Genomic DNA, 16,456 nt, shown 5'->3' with positions numbered 1-16,456 from the left:
GGAGTAGCATCACCTAGTTTTATCTCTAGATTGCATTTTTGTACAATCTCTTGAGTATTAGTTATAACCTCTGGGATATCGGCAAAAATTTCACCCATTTGCTCAGGTGACTTAGCATAAAATTCGCTTAAAACCTGCTCTCTTACACTCTCATCAAAATTTTTATTAGCTGAGATATAGACAAATATTTTTTGAGCTATAGCGCTATCTTTAGTGGTGTAGTGGGCATCATTTGTAGCTATTAGCTTGATGCCAGTCTCTTTAGACAATCTAATAATATCGCTATCTACACGCTGTTGATCAAATATTCCATGACGCATAATCTCAAGATAAAAATCATCACCAAAAATATCTTTATACTCTAATGCTGCAGCCTTTGCTGCTTCATAGCCACCTGCGCCTCTTTTTAAATTTCTCTCACTTAAATTTAGATGAAAATTTACCTCACCAGCCAAGCAAGCCGAGCTACACACCAATCCATCACTATGTTCTCTTAAGAGTTTTTTATTTATTCTTGGGTAGTAATAATAGCCTTTTATATAACTCATCGAGCTTAGATACATTAAATTTTGGTAGCCTATCTCATTTTTAGCAAATAGACATAGATGAAATCTTTGTCTACTCTCTTTAGAGCTTATATCATCGTTATTATGGATATAAGCCTCAAGACCAATAATTGGCTTTATCCCCTCAGCCCTCATTCCTTTATAAAACTCAATTGCTCCAAACATATTGCCATGATCGGTGATAGCGCAAGATTTAATATTCATCTCTTTTAATCTTTTAGCTAAGGTTTTAATCTTATTGGCTCCATCTAGAAGTGAGTATTCAGTATGTAAATGCAGATGGGTAAAGTCTAAACTCATATATCAATCCTAAATTTAATTTTTGCTCGATACAATCTGATCGATATTTTTAAAGACTAGGTCGCTATTTTGTTCTATTGTATTAAATTTGCTCATAAGGTTATTTATATCGTGTCCATTTTCATCACGTAGAACCGATATAATTAGCTCTATAGCAGATTTAATTTTAGCCGTTTGTGCTGGACTAAATTTAGTAAAATTACCATCATAATCTTGCAATAACTCATCGATATGCGCATCTTGTTCTGGGGTTAATTTTAGCCCATTTATAGCGTTATTATAAGCAGTAGTTTTGGCTAAAATAAGATCGATTTTGGTTAAAATTCCAATAGTTTTATTTTGCGTTAATTCTGATACTTTAGCCGTAGTAGCTGCGTCAGTGCTAAAATTTTTTAGAGTCTCTTTTAATTTATCTGTGTTATCTAGGGCGGTTTGAGCCACTTGATTTATCATATCAGTTGAGCGGTTTAATTCATCAGCGTCTTGGCTTAGCATTGTTACGGTACTTTCAATATCAGCAGTAGCCCTAGTTGTATTTTCTGCTAGTTTTCTAACCTCATCAGCCACTACTGCAAATCCTCTACCATGCTCACCAGCACGAGCTGCTTCTATAGCGGCATTTAGAGCAAGAAGATTAGTTTGGTCAGCTATATCTTTAATTAAATTTACTACACTACTAATATCAGTTGCTCTTTGATATATACTTTGAGTGGTTTGGTTGGTATTTGATGTTATTATATTAAAATTTGAACTTAGCTCTTCGACTTTGCTTATGCTTTGGGCGGCAATAGCAGCAGTTTGCTGGCTAGAATTTACTACCTTAGCTAAATCACTTACACTTGCTATTAGATCTCTTTGAACACTATCCATCCCATTTGTACCATTGCCAAGTTCAGTAAATTTTTGGCTCAAAATTCCTCTGATTTTTCCTTTTTGCCCCTCTAAAACCCCGTTTACACCTTCGCTTAGTGATTCAGCATTTGTCTTAAAAATACCCTTAAACCCTTGTGTGTAGATATTTCTATATTCTTGATTATGGCGTGCAGCCTCTATACTACTTTGAGTCTCTCTTTGCAAGGCTTCTACTTGGTCTAGTAGATCATTTATACACTGAGCAATTTTAACTAGTCTAGAGTCATTATCGATATTAGTAATTCTAGCTTCTAGTTTGCCTTTTGCAGCACCATAAACGACTTTTAGAATTTCATTATATACAATATCATCAAATTTATTTTTTTTGCTAAATATCCCCATTTTTTATCCTTTTGTTCTTTGGAGTTCATTGACAAAGCGGTCATATGTGGTATTATTACTAGCTAGTAGCTCAGTAATATATTTTTGACTAGCATCTATACCGCCAGTTTTTTCTAATTCTTTCATCTATTGATATATTGGGATTATTTTCTCTACAGCTTTTGGGTTTGCTTTACGACGAACTGAGTAGTAGCCTATTATATTACCATTTTCATCAAGAGAACTTGTAACATTGGCAAAAACCCAGTAATATCCACCATCGAAGGTTATATTTTTTACAAAGGCAAAAACCTCTTCTTTTCTTTGAATTCTATCCCAAAGTAGTTTAAATACATATTTTGGCATATCTGGATGGCGAACTATATTATGACTTTTACCTATTAGATCCGAATTTTTAGCATTTACAATCTCTAAAAAATAGCTATTTGCATAGGTTATACGACCTTTTAAATCTGTCTTGGTTGTGATAAATGCCTCATCACTTATCTCTTTTTGCTGATTATTTAGTAGATTAGTAGTCATTTTGTTCTCCCGCAATTTTCTAAACTACAAATTTTATAAAAAAATATATTAAATTCTAATATATTTAGTGTAAAATAGTACTTTTTAGTTTAGATTATATTATATTACTGTAATAATAATTTACAAAATAAATACTTATTAAAATATTTACTTTAATACTTTTGATTTGATTTACCCTTATTTTATTGGTGTATTCGAGATAAAACAATCTATATAAAGTATAAAAATTAAAATCCCTCTAAAAGGATAAAATATAACTCTTTGATTTGCGTATCGTTTAAGTGAGCGGTTGAAGCAGTAGAAAGAAATTTGATCACGCTATCATAATTTAATGGATTTTTGCCTATACATTTAGGATGGGCAAGTAAAAATGCTCTACCAAGTCCGACTTGATCATTTAGCTTGCCGTCACAGATAAAACAACTAGTATCAATATGCAATCGCCCCTCAAATTTTAAAATCATTGCATAGGATTCAAGTACGACTCTAATAGGGTTTTGGCGGTGAAATTTTTTAGCACACATTTCAAGTATTTCAAAATAAAATTCATCACTCTCTTGTACATCACGCAGATGATCAGCCATTAGCCGCATAAAATTTTGCCAAATTAAAAGTCGTTCACGCTCAATCAGCCAGCTAAATCCTAGATGCATAGTCGAGCGAAGATGCGGCAAAAAACTTTTACTTTCAACTAATTCAAAATCAAGTTTAAATCCTTGAGTAATAATAGGGTGACGAGCACCATAAAACCTATAACATTTGATCTGTTTGTGCGGTGAGAGAATTGTGACAATACAGTCTTCATCTCTTACTTTTTGAACCTTTAAGATATAGCCCTGCATGGGTCAAAAAATTGTTCAATCTGCTCTCTCATCTGCTCTGGGGAGTGTATTTGATTAACGCTAGATCTAAATTCGCTAGCCCCATTAAGACCTTTGGAGTATTCGTGTAAATGTTTGCGAAAAATCCCTATAGCATGATTACCATAAGTATTAAGCATGAGCTCAAAATGCTCTTTAATTACTTGTCTTTTTTCATCTGGATTTATACTTTGATTTTCTTTAATCTCTTTAAATATCCATGGAGAACCAATACTAGCTCTGCCAATCATCAGTCCATCGCAACCAGTAATTTTTAATACATTTTGATAGTTATCTAGATTAATATCGCCATTGGCAATAACTGGAATTGTTGTATTTGATTTTATTTTAGCGATGGCTTCATAATCAACTGGTGCGCTATATCCGCCAGCTCTAGTTCGTCCATGCACACAGATAAAATCAGCCCCAGCATTAGCTAAATCTTGGGCTATTAGGTGTGCCATTTTGGTGTTAAATCCTAGACGAATTTTAACCGAAGTATAGCGTTTATTTGATTTGGTTTTAATCGTTTCAATGATATTGCATAGTAATTTGGGTTCATTTAATAGGGCTGAACCAGCATTTTGTTTTATTACCTTTGGCACTGGACAACCGCAGTTTAAATCAATCCCATCAATCCCATCAAATTCATTTAAAATCTCTACTGCTCTAGCGATTACGCCTGTATCACTACCTGCTAGCTGAACTATATATGGCGTTTCTAGTGGTGATTTTTCTAGCATTGCTAAGGTCTTATCATGTTCATATACAAGAGCATTTGAGCTAATCATTTCACTAACTGTACAATCGCAGCCAAAACGCTTAGCTAGGCTGCGAAGTGGTAGATCAGAAAAGCCCGCTAAAGGGGCTAAAAATAACGGTTTTGAGCTAAAATCAATCATTAATAAAATAGATCCGCTCTAGCGATTTTACCATGATCTCTTAAAAAGAGTAAGGTCTCAATACGCTCAAATTTAGCATTATCGCTCATTATCGCTTCTCTAAGCTTTTCTATCATTTGGAAGTCATAAAGTAGATATAAATATGCTTCAAATGCAGCCCCTTCATCATTTCTAAGATGCTCAAACATAGATATAAGCAGATCTGGCTCAACTTTTGTTTTTAGAATTTTGGCAATTTTAATATATTCATCTGAGGTAAATTTAACTTTATTAATAATTCCAAACATATCATTTGTGCTAATTTCAAATTTGCCTTTAGAGTATCTATTTACCAGTGTTAATACATCGTTATTTGTGTAGATTGGATTGAATTTAGATAGTTCTAAAAACGAACCATTTTCTACGAGTGCATTTGAAGCAAAAGCTCTTAATTCTTCGTTTGCATCATTGCTAGATAAGAGGGTAATAGCGTATTTATAGTCAGCTTGAATTTTGTTTTTTTCATTTTGGATATAGAGTGGATTAGTTTTTAAAAGCTTAAATCTTTTTAACTCACATACTTTTCCGGTTTTTACATCATTGCAAAGCTCATAGGCGGCTCTTAAATCATCGTTATGAAGAACTGGTTTGCCTAAATTTAGCCATGGAGAAAGAGATTTTGTAACCTCGCTTGAAGCTGCAAAAAGATCGGTTTTAAAATCTTTATTTGACTCTAGTCCAAGGTAAATTTCTTTAGCTAAAACATTATAAATTTGAGCATCGCTTCTCATTGCTCTACCTTCTAGGTAGATTTTAAACCCATAGTAGCTCATATGTAAAAGTGCTAAAATCGCAAAGATACAAAGTGGCACCACAAGCCATGTAGCTACTGGTAATTCAAGTGTATAGTTAAGAATATTTATAGCATAATTTTGGTCAGCAAACGAAAAAGTGACCAGCCAAACAAGCCCAATATATATAACAGAATATAAGAAAAATCGTCTAGTTTTCATCTTTTACCCTTATTTTATTATTGTTTTTTCAGCAATTTCACGACACGTAATGCAGTAGCGTGCGTGTGGTTTTACTTTTAGGCGTTCTATATCAATATCATCTTCGCACATATCGCAAATACCATAAATTCCAGATTCAATTTTTTTTAATGATTGATCAATTTCACGCAACTCTTGTTGTTGTTTAGCTGAGATTGAGTGTTCTAGTTCTTCATCAGCGCTAATACTAGCAAAGTCAAGCTCATCAGTAGCACCACTTTGTCTAAGTCCATCAATCTCGCTAGCTGCATCATTGATATTTCTTTGAATTTGCTCTTTTCTCTCTAAAAGCAACTCTTTAAAATACTCTAGTTGGCCTGTTGTCATATAACTCCTTTTTATTTATGATAGGGGTGGTTTGCATTAATGCAAAGAGCGCGAAAAATCTGCTCATATAGTACGAGTTTAGCTATTTTATGCGCAAATGTTAGCCGTGATAAACTCACTAACCTATCCATCTCTCCCCGTAAATTATCACCTAAACCATAAGCCCCGCCAATAAAAAATGAAATTTGATTTCTATCTTTAAGAAGCTTTGCAAATTCAAAGCTATCAAGCATTTCACCACGCTCATCAAGGCCGATACAAAAGCCATTTAAGCAAGGTTTATAAGCCTCTTCATAGGCTCTATGTGAGGCATTGCTGCCTTGTGTTTGAGCCTTAGCAATTTGGGGGCTAAATTTGTTAATCTCTTTAATGCTAGCCCATTTGCTACTCATCTTGATATAATCTTTTATATCTTTATCATCATCAAGCTTTTGAAGGCAATGGACTAGAATTTGCACTAAATAGCCTCGTTTATTGAGCTGTAATAGTTATCATTTTTCATAAAAAATCTTATCATATCGCTAAGATATTTTTTATGTTCATCTCTTGGGATTATAGCATCAATTAATCCATGTTCGAGCAAAAACTCAGCCCTTTGAAAACCTTCTGGCAAGCTTGCTTTAATAGTTTGTTCAATTACTCTTTGACCTGCAAAACCTATTAAAGCTTTTGGCTCAGCAATGATTAAATCACCCAGCCAAGCAAATGAGGCTGAAACTCCACCCATAGTAGGGTCAGTAAGAACTGAAATATATGGAAGTTTATTGTCGCTTAAAAGTTTGAGTGCAGCACTAGTTTTGCTCATTTGCATAAGACTAAATGTACTCTCTTGCATTCTAGCGCCTCCACTTGCGCTTACTATAATAAGTGGATTTCTTTTTTCTATCGCTCTGCGTACCGCACGAGTGATTTTTTCACCTTCAACTGAGCTTAAGCTACCACCCATAAAGCTAAAATCAAAAACCACTAGCTGAATAGGTTGGCCATCAATTGTTGCTTCTCCTGAGATTACTGAGCTAGTTTTGCCATTTTTACTTTGACCTTCTTCAATTCTTTTTTTATATGACTTTTTGTCGACAAAATTTAATGGATCAATTGGGCGCAAATTTGCATCAAATTCAACAAAACTTCCAACATCGCTAATTAATTCTATTCTTTTTTGAGCACTAAGTCTCATATGGTATCCACATTTTGGACAGACATTATAGCATGCTTCAACTTCTTTAAAATACATCAAAGAGCTACAACTGCTGCACTTTACCCAGTGACTTGGAGCTTCACTTGGATGGGATTGTTTTTTGCGTATTTTTGAAAAAAAATCACCTAGCATTTTTTGCCTTTAGTAAAAAAATTGGGCGATTATATCAAATTTTTCTTTAAATTTATATTTTTATTACTTTTAAATTGATTTTATAGATTGTTTTATCTGTGTTTAATTATAGTTAAATTTACAAAGATACAATTTCGCAATTCATAAAAATTATTAAGGAGATTTAGTATGATAGTTACTAATAAAGCACCACAACTAAGTGGCGTAGCAGTTCTAGGCAATGGTCAAATTGAAGAAAATTTTGATCTATATAAAAATATTGGACCAAAAGGTGCAGTAGTATTTTTCTATCCAAAAGATTTTACATTTGTTTGCCCAAGTGAAATTATTGCTTTTGATAAAAGATATCAAGAATTCAAAGATAGAGGCATTGAAGTTATCGGCGTTAGCACAGATAATGAATACTGCCACTTTGCATGGAGAGAAACAGATATTAAACAAGGTGGTATCGGTAGAGTACAATTCCCTCTAGTAGCTGACCTTAAAAAAGAGTGGGCAAGAGGATTTGATGTACTATTTGATGAAGCAGTAGCTCTAAGAGGTAGCTTCCTACTAGATAAAGATGGTACAGTTCGCCACGCAGTAATCAACGATTTACCACTTGGTAGAAATATTGATGAAATGGTAAGAATGGTTGATACAATGCTATTTACAAATGAGCATGGTGAAGTTTGCCCAGCTGGCTGGAACAAAGGTGATAAAGGTATGAAACCTACAACTGAAGGTGTAGCAAGCTACCTATCAACTGATGGTGACAAACTATAATTTTACCTTTTAATTAATTTGGCTGCGACTCGCAAGGGTCGTAGCCTTTTTTTATGTCTGATTTTTATTTACAATCAAATTTTTATAATTTAAATGTTTAAAGCCCTCTAAATAGCATAGCTATATAAAAGGCTTAAGAATCATCCGTGTGTTCTTTGGAATTCTTTCATAAATTCACATAGTGTTTGTACGCTTTGTGGTGTTACAGCATTATAGATCGAAGCTCTAAGACCGCCTAATATTCTATGACCTTTTAGTCCGATCATTCCATTTTGTTCAGCTAACTTAACAAAAATTCCATCAAGTTCGGCACTTGGAGTAGCAAAACTCACATTCATCAAACTTCTTGAACCTGGTTTTGCAAATGCTTTGTAAAAATCTGAACTATCTATAAGATCATATAAAGCAGCTGCTTTTTGCTCATTTATAGCATTTATAGCATTTAAACCACCTTGATCTTTGATCCAATCAAGAACCAAATCAAACATATAAATTCCAAATGTTGGAGGCGTATTAGCTAGTGAATTAGCCTCTATTTGTGTAGTATAACGAAGTGGAGTAGGAACGCTATCTTTAACTCTTGAAGCTAAATCTTTTTTAACTATAACAATAGTTATACCAGCTGGACCGGCATTTTTTTGTGCCCCACCATAAAATAGTCCAATATTATGTGCTTTAAAGTCAATTTCACGGCTTAAAAGATCTGAACTACTATCTACTACTAGCGGACATTTTGGGCTTGGTAGTCTAGAGTATTGAGTTCCATAAATTGTATTATTAGAACATATATAACCATAATCTGCATCATCGCTAAAATTAACCTCAGGAATATGATCAAATTTCACATCTTCACTACTAGCAACAACTTTATAATTGATATTTTGAATTTTAGCCTCTTTAATTGCTTTTTGTGTCCAAACTCCAGTATTTGCATACTCAGCTACACCACCAGCATAGATATTTAATGGAATTTGAGCAAATTGTAAAGTCGCACCACCTTGTAAAAATAAAACCGCATAATCATCACCAATATTATAAAACTCACGAACCTTAGCAATCGCATTATTATGCAGCTCTTCAAAAACTTTACCACGATGGCTAACCTCCATAATGCTAAAGCCAAGACCATGATAATTGGTAAATTCAGCCTGTGCACGCTCTAAAACTGCTAATGGAATTGCGCTTGGACCAGCGCTAAAATTTAAAACTCTACTCATTTTATCCCCTTATTTTATTATTGCTTGTTTACATAAATTTTGTGAACTAATAGTAATCTCATCGCCGCTTTTTAGCTCAGATAATGAGATGATTTGTGAATCTTTTATAATATGTGCCATATTTTTTGTTACCTTGTAAAAATACTCTTGTCTTTTAAAAACTAACTCAAATTTATCAATTTTTGATTGAGCTAAATTAAATTTTTTATGTAAAAAGTTATCTAAATTTGACTTAAAACTATCTAAAGTAAGAGTAGCCAAGTTGATTTTTTGTTCTATTGCTTTAGATTTTATCTGTGCTTTGGCTAAATTTAGATAGCTTTCGCATTTGTTGAATTTAGATGATATAATCGCTTCAAGAGTATTTTGAATAATATCAAGTTTTTGATATAACTCATTGCTATCAGGCAAGAGATCAACCATCGCAGCAGTAGGTGTAAGCGATCTGTGATCAGCTACAAAATCACTAATACTATAATCAATTTCATGTCCTACGGCTGAGATAATAGGTGTTTTAGCTTCATAAATTGCATAGGCTAGAGCCTCATCATTAAAGCACCACAAATCCTCCTTAGATCCACCACCTCTAGCAATGACAATTGCATCTAATTCCATAGAGTCTGCAAGTTTTAACATTTTAATTAAATTTTCTGGGGCACTATTTCCTTGAACTAAGGAATTAAATAGATAAAACTTAGGTAAAATATATCTATTGCTAATAACTCTACACATATCAGCAAAAGCTGCTGAGCTAGCACTTGTGATAATGCCTATTTTGTTTGGATATTTTGGTAGAGGTTTTTTATGCATTTTATCAAATAATCCAGCAAGAGCTAGACGCTCTTTGAGTTGATTAAATGCAAGTTCAAGCTCACCTATGCCAATTGGAATAATACGACTAGCGATAAACTGATAGCTGCCATTTGGACTATAAATGGATAGTTTGCCAATTAATGTAACTTTCATACCATCTTTAACTTCAAATTTTATATTTTGATTAGCAAATTTATACATAGCTACGCTGATAGCAGATTTCTCATCTTTGAGCGTAAAGTACCAGTGGCCACTACTATGTTTTGTTAAGCGACTTATCTCGCCTTCGACTTCAACTACACTAAAGTGCGACTCTAATAATGCTTTAGCCGACTCATTTAGATCGCTTACTGTCATATATTTTTAACCTTTTTAGCAATAAACATAGTGCTAATATCCATACTAAACCCTTTAACTATCACCATCTCAAAACCACTTTCTTCAAGCTCTAGGCAAAACTCATTTGAGTCTAAAAAGCCTTCAATGCTTTTAGGTAGATACTCATAGGCTTCTTTATTTTTGCTTATAAATCCACCGATTGCAGGCAAGATATTGTGTAGATAAAAATCCCTAATCTTTGCTATTGGGCCACTTTTATCTCTTTTGGTAAATTCTAAAACAACTAAATATCCGCCAATTTTTAAAACTCTATTAAACTCATGTAAAGCCTGAGTTCTAGCTACAACATTTCTAATACCATAACTTATACTAACTATATCTTGGGTATTTGGGCTTAATCCTGTATTATCAGCTTTTGCCTCTTTAAATTCGCAATTTGGGAGCTTTTCTTTGGCTACTTTTAACATCTGCTTACTTGGGTCAATTCCAGTAATTTTTTCAATTTTTAAATTTGCTTTTTTGGCGCTATTAATCCATGCTTGAATCATATCTCCAGTGCCGCAAGCGACATCTGCAATATTTAGTGAGGAGTTAAAATTTTTTAAAACTTGATCACAGGCTGAGCTTCTCCAAGAAGCATCAATTCCAAAGCTTAATATTTTATTAGCTTTATCGTAAGTGGGCGCAATTTCATTAAACATATCTATGATTTTTTCTTGGTTTTGCACTAGATTTCCTTTTGATAGTATGGTTTTAGTTTTTTTGAGATTTTAGCTAGCTTTTTATCGAATTTTTTTAGCTTTTTATTTAACTCTTTATTTATCGATTTGCTATCTTTTTGGTTAGATTTTTTAAATTTATAGACTAAATTTGTGATTTTTGAGAGTTTTTGCTCAAATTTAGTCAATCCAAAAATATGATAAAATGCATTAACAAGCACAAAAAGGTCGCTTAAAGTATTTGAATTTAAGGCGGTTTTGGCTTTTATTTCTTGGCGTAAATTTACTATACTTTTGCGGATTGCATATGCTGATGATGAAGAAATTTTCCACTCTTTAATACAGTAAAATGAGTGTGTATCGTATAAAAAAATCTCCAATTCAAAGCATAATGATTGAAACTCATTCTCAAAATATATCTGAATTTGAGCTAAAATATCTTTTAATTCAGAATCATTTTGTCCTTTTAAAATTTGGCATAAATGCTCAAATAGTGGTAAAATTTGATCTAGAAGTTTGCTAAATTTAACAACAACAAGTCTATCAAATATAAAATCAAAGCTATTAATTAGGCAGTTTATTTGTACTAAATGCTTTCCAATTATAGCTAAAATCGCACTATTTTTATCTTTTTGGTAGAGTTTTCTAAGCCCATCAATTAAAAAGAGTTTTTGCAAAATTAGCAATCTAACCCCATCATAGGCACTAATATCGATACCAAAATATAGCATTTTGTTGCCTATTTTTGGGAGTTTGGATGTGATTTCTAAATAGCTGATATTTTGCAAAATTTTTCCTTGAATAAAAGTGAAGAATTTTACACTAAAACTACTAAAATATAGCTTTAAAACCCCGTATTTAGGGCTTTAAATTTAGCAACACTTTGAACAATTTGAGACATTTGCAACGATATTTAATCTATTTATTAAGTTACCTATCTTTTGTTCTAGATGGGTTTGATATGAAATCATCTGCGCATCGTTGGCACTAATATCTGTAATGTTGCCACAATTGCTACATACTAAATGAATGTGTGGATGCTCGTAAATATCATATTTTGCTTTTTGGTTTGGGCTATTAACCTCAATTACTAAATTCTCATTTATTAGAGTACTTAGATTTTTATATACTGTTGCAAGTGATATAGATGGGTATTCGCTTTTAATTTGTTCATAAAGCTCATCTATAGTTGGATGTGTGTGATTGCTTAGTATTTTTAACACGCACAATCTTTGTGGAGTGGCTTTAAGTTTGGCTTGTTTTAAAAGCTCCATGTAATCCATACTTTTTTCCTCTTAATTAAATGGGCGTATTTTATCCAAAAAATATTTAAATTTAACTTTATTAATTAATATTTTTTATCTATTAGCTTCTCTTTATTTTAAAGTATGATTTTTTTAGCAATCTTTTCGATGCTGATATTTAGGCTATTTTCTACTAAATTTATATTTCCATGCGTTATAAACTCATCTTCATACTCAAAGCTTATAATATTTACATCTTTAATATTATTCTCTTGTAAAAATCCAGATAAAATTTCACCGACTCCGCCACGCTTAGCACTATCGCTAAAAATATACCATTTTTTATGATCTTTAGCAATGTTTAAAAGCAGCTCTTTATCAAGTGGTTTTATAAATATAAGGTCTATAATTGTAGGATTAATATCTAAAAATTTAGCTACCTTGTATGCTTTAGCTACTGCATTACCGTATCCAATAAATGCGATATTTTCATTATTTTGCGATAAAATTTGAGATCTTCCAAGCTCTACTTTAACTGGTTTAAACTCATCACAAAGTCCAAAATTGCCCCTAGGGTATCTAATAGCAAGTGGCGAATTAAAACTATAAGAAAACTCCATAATCTCCTTAAACATTAATTCATCTCTAGGTGCTACAAGGGTAAAATTTGGTATAGCGTTTAAAAAGCTAATATCAAAAGCGCCTTGATGTGTTTCGCCATCTTCTCCTACTATACCGGCTCTATCCATACACAAGACTACAGGTAAATTTAAAATAGCACAATCATGAATGACTTGATCATAGGCTCTTTGCATAAATGTTGAATATATTGCAATATATGGTTTAAAGCCTTCTTTTGCCATTGCTGCCATAGATGTAACTGCATGCTGTTCTGCAATTGCAGTATCCCAAAATCTATCTGGGAATTTTTCAATCAAAGCCCCAATCCCAGTACCACTAGGCATAGCAGCTGTTACGCCTACTATATTATCATATTTACTAGCAAGTTCTAAAAGTAAACTGCTAAAAATCTCAGTAGCATTTTTTTGACTAGATTTTTGTAGTGCTATGCCATTTTGTGGATTAAATGGACTAACGCCATGCCATTTCTCTTTTGGTCCCTCAGCAATCTCATATCCTTTGCCTTTTATAGTTTGGACATGGACTATTACTGGCTTTTGCATGCTTTTTGCTACATTAAAGGCTGAGATTAAATCTTTGATATTATGGCCATTGACTGGGCCTATATATTCTAATCCAAGCTCTTCAAAAAACATCCCAGGAGTAATAAGTCTAATGCCTTCTTCAAGCCTTTTAGCCATATATGCAGCAGAATCTGGAACATGCTGTAAAAGCTGATTAATTTTATTTTTAAATTTTTGATAAAATGGCCCAGCCATCATTTGTGATAGATATTTGCTCATAGCTCCAATTGGTTTTGAAATACTCATTTCATTATCATTTAATATGATTACGCATGGATATTTTAGATCTCCTAGCTCATTTAGAGCCTCATATGCCATCCCGGCACTCAAAGCTCCATCACCAATTACTGCTACTGGTAATCGATTTTCATTTTTAAGTCTTATAGCCTTAGCAGCGCCTACTGCAAGACTAATCGAAGTAGAGCTATGACCGGCTATAAAATAATCATACTCGCTCTCGCTAGGTTTAGTATATCCACTAATGCCGCCAAATTTACGCAAGCTATTAAACTCATCCCAACGTCCACTTAAAAGCTTATGCGTATAGCTTTGATGGCTAACATCAAATATAAATGGATCGCTTGGAGGATTAAATACATAGTGCATCGCAATACTAATCTCTACAACCCCTAAATTTGAGCTTAAATGTCCGCCATTGGTGCTAACTACACTTAAAATTCGTTCCCTGATATCACAGGCTAGAGATTCTAGTTCGCCTAGCTTTAGAGATTTTATGTTCATTTTATTCGCTTAATATTTTTTTAATTTTCTCAAATCTAGCCATTACGCTGCCATCGATATTGCCTATATCGCTTAGAACGATTACGCCACCAGCTGATACAGCCTCATCGCTGCTAAGTTTCATATTAGATTTTAGAGCTAAATTTGATTTTATAAACTCATAATCTTTTGGGTTAGCTTTTATCTCAATTGTTGTAGCTTGGTTTAGTTCATCGATTAAGCTTTTAGCGATATTTAAAGCAATCTGAGCTGAGCTGTCTTTTATCTCTTTTAAGACTACTTCTTTAGCAATCTCAATAGCAGTTGCTGCGATTTCACTTTGACTAGTTGTTAGTAAAGCTTCAAGTTTAGCAGTTTGCTCATCGAGCTTATCAATGGAACTTGAATACTTTTTGCTAGTTTCATTTAAAGCTGCATCATACTCAGCTTTAGCCTGTTCGTGTCCTTCTCTTAATCCTTCTTCTTTAGCTCTTTGAGTCTCATTTTCTAGGCGAATTTTAAATTCATTCTCTTGATGTTCGATCTGCATTTGAAGCTTAACGATATTGCCACTTAGATCATCAGTTCGCTTTAAAAGCTCTTCAATAAATGTTGATTCTATTAAATTTGACGACTCTTGAGCTGGAGTTGAGCTTGATTCGGCATTTTGTGTATTTGGCTCAAAATCATCTCTTGCATCGCTATTTGTATCTTGGATTGGCTCCTTGATTGGTTGCTCTTTTGGCGATTCATTTGAGTGGAGCGCTAAAACCTTAAATCTATATGGCTCGACTGTATGCTCTTCGTTGTTTTTATTTATTACACTACTTGCTATCATTCTATCATCTCTTCGCTTACGCCGACTTGGAATACTCCATCTTCAGCTAGTTTTTGAACTAGTTCTACAACTTTTCTTTGTGCCTCTTCAACCTCTTTTACACGTACAGCACCAATAAATTGCATCTCTTCGATAAATGCTTCGCTGGCCCTTTGACTCATATTGGCTAGGAATTTGCGTTTTAACTCTTCGCCGCTGCCTTTTAAACCAACCATAAGTACCTTTTTATCCACAACTTTGAGAATTTCTCTAATAGCATTGTTATCAAGAGAGCTAATATCATCAAATGTAAACATAAGATCTTTAATGATTGTAGCAAGAGCTGGATCATTTTTCTCAATAATTTCAATTGTAGATTTACTTGCTTTTTGACCAAGACGGTTAAGAACTTCTGCAACAGCTCTTGGTCCACCAACTTCAACTTTATAGCTTGTAAGGCTATCAAGCTTGGATTCAAGTACGGTTGAAACACGTTTGACAACAGATGGGCTAATATCGCCTAGATTTGCCATACGCATTACAACTTCGCTTCTAATATCATCTGGTAGATAAACTAGGGTTTCAGCAGCACTTGATGAATCCATATGGGCTACGATTAGAGCAATGGTTTGTGGGTGTTCTTTGACGATAAAGTCAGCTAATTGCTGAGGTCGCACCTGGCCAAGATAGCCAAAAGATTTGGTGGTTTCGAGTGATTTTTGGAGTTTATCCATAATTTTTTGAGCGATTTCTGGACCAAATGTTCTAAATAAAATCTCTTTGGCATATTCAATACCGCCACTTTTTAAATATTGGTTAGACTGACTAACTACATAAAATTCTTCTAGTACTGCAGCTGCTACTGATTTATCGATAGTTTTGGCAGTGGCAATATATTTTGAGATTTCAGTGATAATATCTATATCCATATGCGTAAAAAGCATCGTAGTAACATCTTCACCTAGCTGAATGAGCAAGATGGCTATTTTTTCAGCCATGCTCAAATCTTCATAGATTGCCTTTTGTTCTTCGTTTAGCTTCATTAGAATTCCTTATTGGAGTTAAATCCAGTATCATTTTTAAGCATATTTTGCAACAATGTAGCGATCTCATCGCTTCTTTCAGTGGCAATGAGTTTGAGTTTTTCTAGCATAACTTCATATTTAAGCTCATTCTCATCAAAATTCTCACCAATTCCAAGTTCATCTTCAACCCGTTTTCTAGCAGCTTTAAATTTCTCCAATGTATCCTCGGCTTCTTCTTGGATATTAGAGTCATTTGAGAGCGGCTCAAGACCTTCGTCTTTAGACTCTTCAAGCATTTTATTAAGAAATGGAGTAATAACTTGTTTATAAAATACATATAAAATTATTAAAACTATTAGATATTTTAATATCGGTACAATTGGTTTAAAATATGTATCTACCACTTTTTGGAAGCCTGTTACCTGTGCAATTTTACCAGTTTGTCTAAATTCAAAATTACTTACTGTAACTTCATCGCCCCTATCAGCATTATATCCGAT

The 16,456-nt window shown here is 33.5% G+C and carries 17 protein-coding genes and 2 pseudogenes; 1 reads left to right on the top strand and 18 read right to left on the bottom strand.

The window, feature by feature from the left end:
* The 9 genes and pseudogenes from J6V67_RS05595 to accD form a co-directional block, all read right to left on the bottom strand.
* A partial coding sequence (locus tag J6V67_RS05595; protein WP_291859963.1) for a PHP domain-containing protein occupies positions 1–866 on the bottom strand: 866 nt, incomplete at its 3' end.
* 15 nt (positions 867–881) lie between these two features.
* Positions 882–2,120, bottom strand: a complete 1,239-nt coding sequence (locus J6V67_RS05590) for a methyl-accepting chemotaxis protein (protein ID WP_291859960.1) — start codon at positions 2,118–2,120, stop codon at positions 882–884.
* Between the two features lie 3 nt (positions 2,121–2,123).
* Positions 2,124–2,642: pseudogene (locus tag J6V67_RS05585) on the bottom strand (PAS domain-containing protein).
* A gap of 227 nt (positions 2,643–2,869) precedes the next feature.
* The gene (gene recO, locus J6V67_RS05580) at positions 2,870–3,484 is read right to left on the bottom strand and encodes a recombination protein RecO (RefSeq protein WP_291859957.1); all 615 of its coding nucleotides are present in this window, start codon (positions 3,482–3,484) and stop codon (positions 2,870–2,872) included.
* Entirely contained in the window at positions 3,466–4,404 is a 939-nt protein-coding gene (locus J6V67_RS05575; protein WP_291859954.1) for a tRNA-dihydrouridine synthase, read from the bottom strand. Before J6V67_RS05575 ends, recO begins: the two co-directional genes overlap by 19 nt.
* Positions 4,404–5,396: a LapA family protein gene (locus J6V67_RS05570; protein WP_291859952.1), complete on the bottom strand. Its 993-nt coding sequence runs from the start codon at positions 5,394–5,396 to the stop codon at positions 4,404–4,406. The genes J6V67_RS05575 and J6V67_RS05570 overlap by 1 nt, the downstream gene beginning before the upstream one ends.
* 9 nt (positions 5,397–5,405) lie before the next feature.
* Complete coding sequence (dksA, locus tag J6V67_RS05565; RefSeq protein ID WP_291859950.1) at positions 5,406–5,762, bottom strand: RNA polymerase-binding protein DksA; 357 nt, start codon at positions 5,760–5,762, stop codon at positions 5,406–5,408.
* 11 nt (positions 5,763–5,773) lie between these two features.
* Entirely contained in the window at positions 5,774–6,220 is a 447-nt protein-coding gene (locus tag J6V67_RS05560) for a 23S rRNA (pseudouridine(1915)-N(3))-methyltransferase RlmH (RefSeq protein ID WP_291859947.1), read from the bottom strand.
* A complete protein-coding gene (gene accD, locus J6V67_RS05555) occupies positions 6,220–7,092 on the bottom strand; it encodes an acetyl-CoA carboxylase, carboxyltransferase subunit beta (RefSeq protein WP_291859944.1) in 873 nt (290 codons plus the stop codon). Before accD ends, J6V67_RS05560 begins: the two co-directional genes overlap by 1 nt.
* 168 nt (positions 7,093–7,260) lie before the next feature.
* On the opposite strand from accD, the gene J6V67_RS05550 reads away from it, so the two are divergent.
* The gene (locus J6V67_RS05550) at positions 7,261–7,857 is read left to right on the top strand and encodes a peroxiredoxin (protein WP_086247334.1); all 597 of its coding nucleotides are present in this window, start codon (positions 7,261–7,263) and stop codon (positions 7,855–7,857) included.
* A 140-nt stretch (positions 7,858–7,997) separates the two neighbouring features.
* On the opposite strand, the gene serC is transcribed toward J6V67_RS05550, so the two are convergent.
* The 9 genes and pseudogenes from serC to J6V67_RS05505 all read right to left on the bottom strand — a co-directional run.
* Complete coding sequence (gene serC, locus J6V67_RS05545; RefSeq protein ID WP_291859941.1) at positions 7,998–9,074, bottom strand: 3-phosphoserine/phosphohydroxythreonine transaminase; 1,077 nt, start codon at positions 9,072–9,074, stop codon at positions 7,998–8,000.
* Positions 9,075–9,083: 9 nt separating this feature from the next.
* A complete protein-coding gene (xseA, locus tag J6V67_RS05540) occupies positions 9,084–10,244 on the bottom strand; it encodes an exodeoxyribonuclease VII large subunit (RefSeq protein WP_291859938.1) in 1,161 nt (386 codons plus the stop codon).
* Positions 10,241–10,954, bottom strand: a complete 714-nt coding sequence (gene ubiE / locus J6V67_RS05535) for a bifunctional demethylmenaquinone methyltransferase/2-methoxy-6-polyprenyl-1,4-benzoquinol methylase UbiE (RefSeq protein ID WP_291859935.1) — start codon at positions 10,952–10,954, stop codon at positions 10,241–10,243. The genes xseA and ubiE overlap by 4 nt, the downstream gene beginning before the upstream one ends.
* Complete coding sequence (locus tag J6V67_RS05530; protein ID WP_291859932.1) at positions 10,954–11,676, bottom strand: hypothetical protein; 723 nt, start codon at positions 11,674–11,676, stop codon at positions 10,954–10,956. Before J6V67_RS05530 ends, ubiE begins: the two co-directional genes overlap by 1 nt.
* 141 nt (positions 11,677–11,817) lie before the next feature.
* Entirely contained in the window at positions 11,818–12,228 is a 411-nt protein-coding gene (locus J6V67_RS05525) for a Fur family transcriptional regulator (protein WP_086268112.1), read from the bottom strand.
* Positions 12,229–12,326: 98 nt separating this feature from the next.
* Positions 12,327–14,135, bottom strand: a complete 1,809-nt coding sequence (gene dxs, locus J6V67_RS05520; RefSeq protein ID WP_291859924.1) for a 1-deoxy-D-xylulose-5-phosphate synthase — start codon at positions 14,133–14,135, stop codon at positions 12,327–12,329.
* Between the two features lies 1 nt (position 14,136).
* Positions 14,137–14,952 carry a flagellar assembly protein FliH gene (gene fliH / locus J6V67_RS05515; RefSeq protein WP_291859921.1) on the bottom strand — a complete coding sequence of 272 codons (816 nt, stop codon included), beginning with the start codon at positions 14,950–14,952 and terminating at the stop codon, positions 14,137–14,139.
* Positions 14,949–15,974, bottom strand: coding sequence for a flagellar motor switch protein FliG (fliG, locus tag J6V67_RS05510; protein WP_291859919.1), 1,026 nt, complete (start codon positions 15,972–15,974; stop codon positions 14,949–14,951). The genes fliH and fliG overlap by 4 nt, the downstream gene beginning before the upstream one ends.
* A pseudogene (locus J6V67_RS05505) lies at positions 15,974–16,456 on the bottom strand (flagellar M-ring protein FliF); the annotation flags it as partial. The gene fliG and the pseudogene J6V67_RS05505, both read right to left, overlap by 1 nt.

Source organism: Campylobacter sp. (assembly GCF_017646085.1).
Lineage (GTDB): Bacteria > Campylobacterota > Campylobacteria > Campylobacterales > Campylobacteraceae > Campylobacter.
Note: the sequence above shows the minus strand (reverse complement) of the source record. Positions and strands in the feature narration are given on the sequence as shown.